This is a genomic window from Bradyrhizobium genosp. SA-3, assembly GCF_004212635.1.
In the GTDB taxonomy this organism is placed as follows: Bacteria; Pseudomonadota; Alphaproteobacteria; order Rhizobiales; family Xanthobacteraceae; genus Bradyrhizobium.
This window is the reverse complement of sequence record NZ_PSRT01000228.1, coordinates 1-8,324: the sequence shown is the minus strand read 5'-3', so window position 1 is coordinate 8,324 and position 8,324 is coordinate 1. Positions and strand designations below refer to the sequence as shown.

Below are 8,324 nucleotides of genomic sequence, written 5' to 3'. Positions count from 1 at the left end.
CTCAGCCAAGAGCGCGCGCAGGCGCGTGGCCTGCTCGCCGTCGAGCACGCCGCCCTTGGCCGGGCCCTTGCGCCCTTCCGCGATCGCCATCACCACGCCGTGGAGCGTGTGCATATCCTGCTTGGTCGGCTCCATCCGGCTGAAGATGTTGCGCAGGTTGACCAGCATGGTGTCGCGCTTCTCGGCGGGGCGCAGGAATTCGACCTTGTCGAGCTCGCGCACGAGGTTGTCGAAGAAGGCCTGCATCTGGTGCTGCGAAGCGCGCTCGGACCGCTCCGGCATGGCGTGCGGCAGCTCGCCGGATGTGGCTCGTTTGAACCATTCATAGCCGACCAGCAGCACGGCCTGCGCGAGGTTGAGCGAGGCAAAGCCCGGATTGACCGGGAAGGTGATGATACGGTTGGAGAGCCCGACCTCCTCGTTGGTCAGGCCCCAGCGCTCGCGGCCGAACAGGATACCGGCCTTGCCCCCGGTGGCGATGTGCCCCGAGATCTCGGCGACGGCGGCTTCCGGCCCGACCACCGGCTTGGCCTGGTCGTGCGCGCGGGCGGTGGCGGCGAACAACAGGTCGAGATCGGCGACCGCCTGCTCGACCGTCTCGAACAATTCGACCTTTTCCAGAATCTGATCGGCGCCGGCGGCGGCGCGCTGGGCCGCGATGTTGGGCCAGCCGTCGCGGGGATTGACGATGCGAAGCCGGCTCAGGGCAAAATTGCCCATGGCGCGCGCGGCCATGCCGATGTTTTCCCCGAGCTGCGGCTCGACCAGGATCACGATGGGACCATCGAGAGAAAGCCCCGCCTTGCTCTTGTCAGTCCCCGACATCTCGCTTCGCTTTCACGCTGTCTCTCAAGGCCTTGCAGAGGCCACTTCAGGAGTTGATTCAAGCCGGCCCACCGGGCGGGCCGCCCCGTCCGCCTGTCGTTTGCCTGTCCTGACAAAATTCTCAAGGGAAATAACGGGTTGGATTCGACTTTTGAATCTCGCCTGGAACATGACCCGGGTCCGGCCGAGGGCGGGCTGCCGCTGCCCGTCTGCGGAAGCTGGATGAGCTAAAAGTGCATAATCCCTTGGCTTTCGCCCGCCGCGCGGCGGTGCTAAGAGGCGCCGGATATTCCCGTGGCGCACCCAAAGCGCCGTTCCCCAAGAGGCTTCCCCGATCATGGCAAAAATCAAGGTATCCAATCCCGTCGTCGAACTCGATGGCGACGAGATGACCCGGATCATCTGGCAGTACATCAAGGACAAGCTGATCACTCCGTTCCTGGATGTCGAGCTGCTCTATTTCGACCTGGGCATGGAGCACCGCGACCACACCAACGATCAGGTCACCATCGACGCCGCCGAGGCCATCAAGAAGGTCGGCGTCGGCGTCAAGTGCGCCACCATCACCCCGGATGAAGCCCGGGTGAAGGAGTTCAACCTCAAGCAGATGTGGAAGTCGCCGAACGGCACCATCCGCAACATCCTCGGCGGCTGCATCTTCCGCGAGCCGATCATCTGCAAGAACGTGCCGCGCCTCGTTCCCGGCTGGACCAAGCCGATCATCATCGGCCGCCACGCCTATGGCGACCAGTACCGCGCCACCGATTTCAAGTTCCCCGGCAAGGGCACCCTGTCGATGAAGTTCGTCGGCGAGGACGGCACCGTGATCGAGAAGGAAGTGTTCAAGGCCCCCGATGCCGGCGTCGCGATGGGAATGTACAATCTCGACGACTCCATCATCGACTTCGCCCGCGCCTCCTTCAATTACGGCCTGCTGCGCGGCTATCCGGTCTATCTGTCGACCAAGAACACGATCCTGAAGGTCTATGACGGCCGCTTCAAGGACATCTTCCAGGACATCTTCGACCGCGAGTTCAAGAAGGAGTTCGACGCCAAGGGCCTGACCTACGAGCACCGCCTGATCGACGACATGGTGGCCTCGGCGCTGAAATGGTCCGGCGGCTATGTCTGGGCCTGTAAGAACTACGACGGCGACGTGCAGTCCGATACGGTCGCGCAGGGCTACGGCTCGCTCGGCCTGATGACTTCGGTGCTGCTCACCCCGGACGGCAAGACGGTGGAAGCCGAGGCTGCCCACGGCACGGTGACCCGCCACTACCGCGAGCACCAGAAGGGCAAGGAGACCTCGACCAACTCGATCGCGTCGATCTTCGCCTGGACCCGTGGCCTGTCGCATCGCGCCAAGCTCGACAACAATGCCGAGCTCGCCAAGTTCGCAAACACGCTGGAGAAGGTCTGCGTCGACACCGTCGAGGCCGGCTACATGACCAAGGACCTTGCGCTCCTGGTCGGCGCCGACCAGCGCTGGCTCTCCACCACCGGCTTCCTCGACAAGGTCGCCGAGAACCTGACCAAGGCGCTGGCGGCGTAAGCCGCCAACTCCACGCGTCATTGCGAGCGTAGCGAAGCAATCCAGAAGCCCTCCGCGGGACCACTCTGGATTGCTTCGTCGCATCAGCGCAAAATTGCTCTGCAATTTTGTCGCGAGCTCCTCGCAATGACGACACATGCACGCGAGGAAACGCCATGCCGACATCGAAGAGCCTTGCATTCGCGGCCTTCGCGCTGGCCAGCACGCCCGCATTCGCCATCGATCCGCTTCCCGAAGCCATCGCCGCGCCGGGCGAGAGCGTCGTGCTCAGCGTCCACGCCGAGGGCGCACAGGTCTATGAGTGCAAGGCCGGCACCGACGGCAAGCTCGCCTGGACCTTCCGCGAGCCGATCGCGACGCTTCTCTCGGACGGCAAGACCATCGGCCGCCACTATGCCGGCCCGAACTGGGAGCATGCCGACGGCAGCGCGGTGGTCGGCAAGGCCATCGGCAATGCGCCGGGCGCAACGGCGAGCGATATCCCCTGGCTGAAGCTGGAAGTGACCGCTCACCGCGGCAGCGGCGTGCTGACGCCCGTGACCACGGTCCAGCGCATCAACACCCGTGGCGGCAAGCTCGACGGCGCTTGCGACAGGGCTGGCGAGTTCAGGAGCGTGCCCTACTCCGCCGAGTATGTTTTCCTGAAGAAGGGCTAACCCGCGGCGGACCTCGTCAGCGCGCCTTGCCCCCATCTTCCTTCTCCGCCTGCGCCAGCTCCGCCGCAGCGAGATCGCCGGTGTCGGCGAGCCTCGCTTTCGCAGTGTTGTGGACGTGGGCGGCCAGCGTCGGCATGCGCGCGATCAGCGCGTGGAAATCCTGGGCGTCGAGCACGAGCAGCCGGGTCTTGCGCGTCGCCGTCACCGTGCCGCTGCGTTTTGTTTTGTGCAAGAGCGCGATCTCGCCAAAGAAGGTGCCGTCCGCAAGCCGCACCTGCTGGCTCGGCAGCGCGATCTCGACCTCGCCGGCGGTGACGAAATACATCGAGGAGGCGACATCGCCCCGCCGCACCAGGATCTCGCCCTGCTCGATGGTGCGTGCCCTGAGCAGCCGCATGATATCGGCGATCTCGGCGGCCGACAAATGCGAGAATAGCGGCACCCGCGCCAGCATGCCCCAGGTGACGACGAAATCGCGCCGCTTCACCTCTTCGGCAAAGGCGGTCGAGATGATCGCGACCGGCAGCGCGATCATGGCAAAGCCGCTGATGATGGCAAAGGTCGAGACGAACTTGCCGAGCGGCGTCACCGGCACGACGTCGCCATAGCCGACAGTGCCGAGCGTCACGATCGCCCACCACATCGCCTGCGGGATGGTGCCGAGCTTGTCCGGCTGCACGTCGCGCTCGATGGCATAGAGCAGCGAGGCGAAGGTCAAGACCACGCCGACCAGGATGACGATGCAGCCGATCAGTGCCCGCCGCTCGGCATGCACGGCCGCAAGCAGCGAGCGCATCGCCGGCGAGTAGCGGATCAGCTTGAAGAACGGCAGCACGCCGAGCGCGGCCAGCGTCGCGTGCCTGCCCGTGGCGAGCACGATCGCTGCGGGGAGGAAGGCCATGAGGTCGATGATGCCGAGCGCGGAGAAGGCGTAGCCGAACCGGTCGGAGAGCGCGGACGCCTTGCGCTGCGTGTGGCCGGCCACGGCCACAGCCGCGCCGCATATTCCAGCGCGAATACGATCACGGACAGGATGGTGATGCCTGCGAACAGCGTGCCGAATTGCGCGTCCAGCTCGGGCACCGAGGCGAGGATCATCGCCGCCACGTTGATCACGATGACGCCGATGATCACCTGGATGAAGCGCGACCCAACCGAATAGGCCAGCGGATCGTGCTCCAGCAATTCGAAGAGGCGATCCCTCAAATCGGGATCGCGAAGCCCACGTCCTCGCGGAACGGGGGACATGGGGCTTTAAGCGCCTGCCATCGCTTTTTCGATCGCCGAGAGCGCCGCGGCCGCATTGGCGCCGTCAGGGCCGCCGGCCTGGGCCATGTCGGGCCGGCCGCCGCCGCCCTTGCCGCCGAGCGCTTCGGAGGCGATGCGCACCAAATTCACGGCGTTGAAGCGCGCTGTGAGATCCTGCGTGACGCCGACCACGACGCCGGCCTTGCCGTCCTCGGTGACGCCGACGATGGCGACGACGCCCGAGCCGATCTGCTTCTTGCCGTCATCCGCAAGGCTCTTGAGATCCTTCATCTCGATGCCCTCGACCGCACGCGCCATCAGCTTGACGTCGCCGACCTCGCGCACGCCTGCCGCCGCGCCGTTGCTGGACGACGCACCGCCGCCCATCGCGAGCTTCTTGCGCGCGTCGGAGAGCTCGCGCTCGAGCTTCTTGCGCTCCTCCATCAGCGCTGTGATGCGCGCCGGCACGTCGTCGATGGACGTGCGCAGCTCGTTGGCCGCGGTCTTCGCCAGCGCCATGGTGTCATTGGCGTGCTTTCGCGCATAATTGCCGGTCAGCGCCTCGATGCGGCGCACGCCGGAGGCGACCGCGCTCTCGCTCGTGAGCGTGATCAGGCCGATGTCACCGGTGCGCCTCACATGGGTGCCGCCACAGAGCTCGACCGACCAGCCGAGCGCGTTGGCGCCGCGCTCGCGCGCGGTCCTGCCCATGGAAACGACGCGGACCTCGTCGCCATATTTCTCGCCGAACAAGGCGCGCGCCCCCGCTTCGCGGGCCTCATCAACGCCCATGACGCGGGTCGTGACCTCGTCGTTCTCCAGCACCACGTCGTTGGCGATGTCCTCGACGCGGGACAGCTCCTCCGCCGTGATCGGCTTCGGATGCACGAAGTCGAAGCGCAGGCGATCGGGCGCGACCAGCGAGCCGCGCTGGGCGATGTGATCGCCGAGCACCTGACGCAGCGCCTCGTGAATGAGATGCGTCGCCGAGTGATGGGCGCGGATCGAAGAGCGACGCCCGTGATCCACCTCGAGCTGGAGCGCGGTGCCGAGCTTCACTTCGCCGCTCTCGACCGTGCCGATGTGGACGAAGAGATCGCCGAGCTTCTTCTGCGTGTCGCTGATGCGGACCTTGATGCCGCCCTCCCCGAGCAGCACGCCGGTGTCGCCGACCTGGCCGCCGGATTCCGCGTAGAACGGCGTCTGGTTCAGCACCAGCGCCCCGGTCTCGCCGGCCTTGAGGCTGTCCGCCTCCTTGCCGTCCTTGACCAGCGCCGCGACCACGCCTTCGGCGCTCTCGGTCTCGTAGCCCAGGAATTCGGTCGCACCCAGCTTCTCACGCAGCGGGAACCAGATTGCTTCGGAAGCCGCCTCGCCAGATCCCTTCCACGACTCGCGCGCCTTGGACTTTTGACGCTCCATCGCATCGGAGAAGGCCGCCTGGTCGACGCCGATGCCGCGCGACTTCAGCGCGTCCTGCGTCAGGTCCAGCGGGAAGCCGTAGGTGTCGTAGAGCGTGAAGGCGACGTCGCCGTCGAACATGTCGCCCTTCTTCAGGCCCGCACTCTTTTCGTCCAGGATGGCGAGGCCGCGCGCGAGAGTCTTGCGGAACCGGGTCTCTTCCAGCCGCAGCGTTTCCTCGATCAGATTCTCCGCGCGCATCAGCTCAGGGTAAGCCTGGCCCATCTCGCGCACCAGCGCCCAGACCAGGCGATGCATCAGCGGCTCTTTCGCGCCAAGCAGCTGCGCATGGCGCATCGCGCGGCGCATGATCCGGCGCAGCACATAGCCGCGGCCCTCGTTCGAGGGCAGCACGCCGTCGGAGACGAGGAAGGCCGAGGAGCGCAGATGGTCGGCGATGACGCGGAACGACGCCACTGTCTGCTCGCTCGGCCCGGTGCCGAGCGCGGACGACGTCGCATCGATCAGGTTGCGGAACAGGTCGGTCTCGAACACGCTCTCGACGCCCTGGAGGATGCAGGCCATGCGCTCGAGGCCCATGCCGGTGTCGATCGAGGGACGCGGCAAGCCTACGCGCTCCTCCTTCGTCACCTGCTCGTACTGCATGAACACGAGATTCCAGAATTCGAGGAAGCGGTCGCCGTCCTCCTCCGGCGAGCCCGGAGGTCCGCCCCAGATGTGCTCGCCGCGGTCGATGAAGATCTCCGAGCACGGGCCGCACGGGCCGGTGTCGCCCATCGCCCAGAAATTGTCCGAGGTCGGAATCCGGATGATGCGGTCGTCGGAGAAGCCGGCGATCTTCTTCCACAGGCCGGCCGCCTCGTCGTCGGTGTGATAGACGGTGACGAGCAGCTTGTCCTTCTTCAGCCCGAACTCGGCAGTGATCAGCTTCCAGGCGAGCTCGATCGCGCGCTCCTTGAAATAGTCACCGAACGAGAAGTTGCCGAGCATCTCGAAGAAGGTGAGATGGCGCGCAGTGTAGCCGACATTGTCGAGATCGTTGTGCTTGCCGCCGGCGCGCACGCATTTCTGCGACGTGGTGGCGCGCTGATAGGGCCGCTTCTCGACGCCGGTGAAGACGTTCTTGAACTGCACCATGCCGGCATTGGTGAACATCAAGGTCGGATCGTTGCGCGGCACCAGTGGCGAGGACGGCACGATCTCGTGGCCGTTCTCGGCAAAGAAGTTCAGAAAGGTCGACCTGATCTCGTTGACGCCGCTCATGTTCATCCAATCGAGTGTGCTTGGACCCGCGCTTCTCGCCATAAAAAACGGACGTTAAGGCTGATATCTGCGGGCCAAAGCGCTTTTAGACAAGGCCAGCTTCGCTGTCCAGAAACTGTGCAAGCAGATCAGTGGGTTGCCGCAGGCGCGCAATCCCGGTTGAAAGGCGAAGCCGCCGCGTTGACAGGCTTGGCCGCCCTGTGGTCTTTACCTATCTATATCGTACGGCCACGTCGGGAGAGACCGGCTTTAGGCAGCCGGCGCCGAAGGAGCAACCGCCCCGGAAACTCTCAGGCAAAAGGACCGCGTGGCTTTGACGACATCTGGAAAGAGGCGCCGACGGGCAATTACCTTTTAAAAGGGGTGGCCCGGATAGCGTCCGCCGACGGGATAATACTCTCAGGCACAGCGACAGATGGGGCTTCGACTGGTTGCTCCCGGGGAATTGTCCCCGGGGAACCGCCGAGGGCCCCTGTGATGCTTTCAACCGACAACCACGCCCCCCTCAGACGTACGCCCCTTTACGACCTTCATGTGTCGCTTGGCGGCAAGATGGTGCCGTTCGCGGGCTATGACATGCCCGTGCAGTACCCCGCGGGCGTCCTGAAGGAACATCTCCAGACCCGTGCCTCCGCCGGCCTGTTCGACGTCTCCCACATGGGCCAGATCGCACTTCGGCCGAAGTCCGGCAGGGTCGAGGACGCCGCCCGCGCGCTGGAGCGGCTGGTGCCGCAGGATATCGTGGCGATTGCGCCGGGACGGCAGCGCTACGCCCAGTTCACCAATGCGGATGGCGGTATCCTCGACGATCTGATGGTCGCCAATTTCGGCGATCACCTGTTCTTGGTCGTCAATGCCGCCTGCAAGGACGCGGACGAGGCGCATCTGCGCGCGCATCTCTCCGGCGACTGCGTCATCGATTCGCTTGCCGACCGCGCGCTGATCGCGCTCCAGGGTCCGAAGGCGGAATCGGCGCTGGCGAAATTGTGTGCAGAGGCGCCCTCCATGACGTTCATGGACGCCGGTCCTCACGAGGTCGCCGGCCTCCCCTGTTTCGTCTCGCGCTCGGGCTATACCGGCGAGGACGGGTTCGAGATTTCCGTTCCCGCTGGCGATGCCGAGCGTCTCGCCAAGACGTTGCTCGAAAACCCCGACGTGATGCCGATCGGCCTTGGCGCCCGCGACAGCCTGCGGCTCGAAGCTGGCCTCTGCCTCTACGGCCACGACATCGACACCACGACCACGCCGGTCGAAGCCGCGCTGGAATGGTCGGTGCAGAAGAGCCGCCGCAGTGGCGGCGCCCGCGCCGGCGGCTTCCCCGGCGCCGAGAACATCCTCGCCCATTTCGGCAAAGGCGC

The 8,324-nt window shown here is 65.5% G+C and carries 5 protein-coding genes, 1 pseudogene and 1 riboswitch; of the genes and pseudogenes, 3 read left to right on the top strand and 3 right to left on the bottom strand.

The genetic code is table 11. The features are described from left to right. A partial coding sequence (locus tag CWO91_RS40500) for an RNA methyltransferase (protein WP_130220918.1) occupies positions 1-825 on the bottom strand: 825 nt, incomplete at its 3' end. Positions 826-1,162: 337 nt separating this feature from the next. Here CWO91_RS40500 and CWO91_RS40495 point away from each other — a divergent pair. Next, positions 1,163-2,377, top strand: a complete 1,215-nt coding sequence (locus tag CWO91_RS40495; protein ID WP_091889082.1) for an NADP-dependent isocitrate dehydrogenase — start codon at positions 1,163-1,165, stop codon at positions 2,375-2,377. A 155-nt stretch (positions 2,378-2,532) separates the two neighbouring features. Continuing rightward, positions 2,533-3,033, top strand: coding sequence for a DUF3455 domain-containing protein (locus CWO91_RS40490; RefSeq protein WP_091889084.1), 501 nt, complete (start codon positions 2,533-2,535; stop codon positions 3,031-3,033). Positions 3,034-3,049: 16 nt separating this feature from the next. Here CWO91_RS40490 and CWO91_RS40485 read toward each other — a convergent pair. Further along, a pseudogene (locus CWO91_RS40485) lies at positions 3,050-4,281 on the bottom strand (cyclic nucleotide-gated ion channel). Positions 4,282-4,287: 6 nt separating this feature from the next. Continuing rightward, a complete protein-coding gene (gene alaS / locus CWO91_RS40480; RefSeq protein ID WP_165406049.1) occupies positions 4,288-6,966 on the bottom strand; it encodes an alanine--tRNA ligase in 2,679 nt (892 codons plus the stop codon). A gap of 224 nt (positions 6,967-7,190) precedes the next feature. Continuing rightward, a riboswitch (glycine riboswitch) is annotated at positions 7,191-7,281 on the top strand. Positions 7,282-7,443: 162 nt separating this feature from the next. Here alaS and gcvT point away from each other — a divergent pair. Next, positions 7,444-8,324: glycine cleavage system aminomethyltransferase GcvT (gene gcvT / locus CWO91_RS40475; RefSeq protein WP_165406048.1), on the top strand; the 881-nt coding region annotated here is incomplete at its 3' end.

What these genes read in the sequence shown, in the direction of transcription:
- CWO91_RS40490 (WP_091889084.1), top strand. Translation starts at nt 2,533, where the DNA reads ATGCCGACATCGAAGAGCCTTGCATTCGCGGCCTTCGCGCTGGCCAGC.
- CWO91_RS40495 (WP_091889082.1), top strand. Translation starts at nt 1,163, where the DNA reads ATGGCAAAAATCAAGGTATCCAATCCCGTCGTCGAACTCGATGGCGAC.
- alaS (WP_165406049.1), bottom strand. Translation starts at nt 6,966, where the DNA reads ATGAGCGGCGTCAACGAGATCAGGTCGACCTTTCTGAACTTCTTTGCC.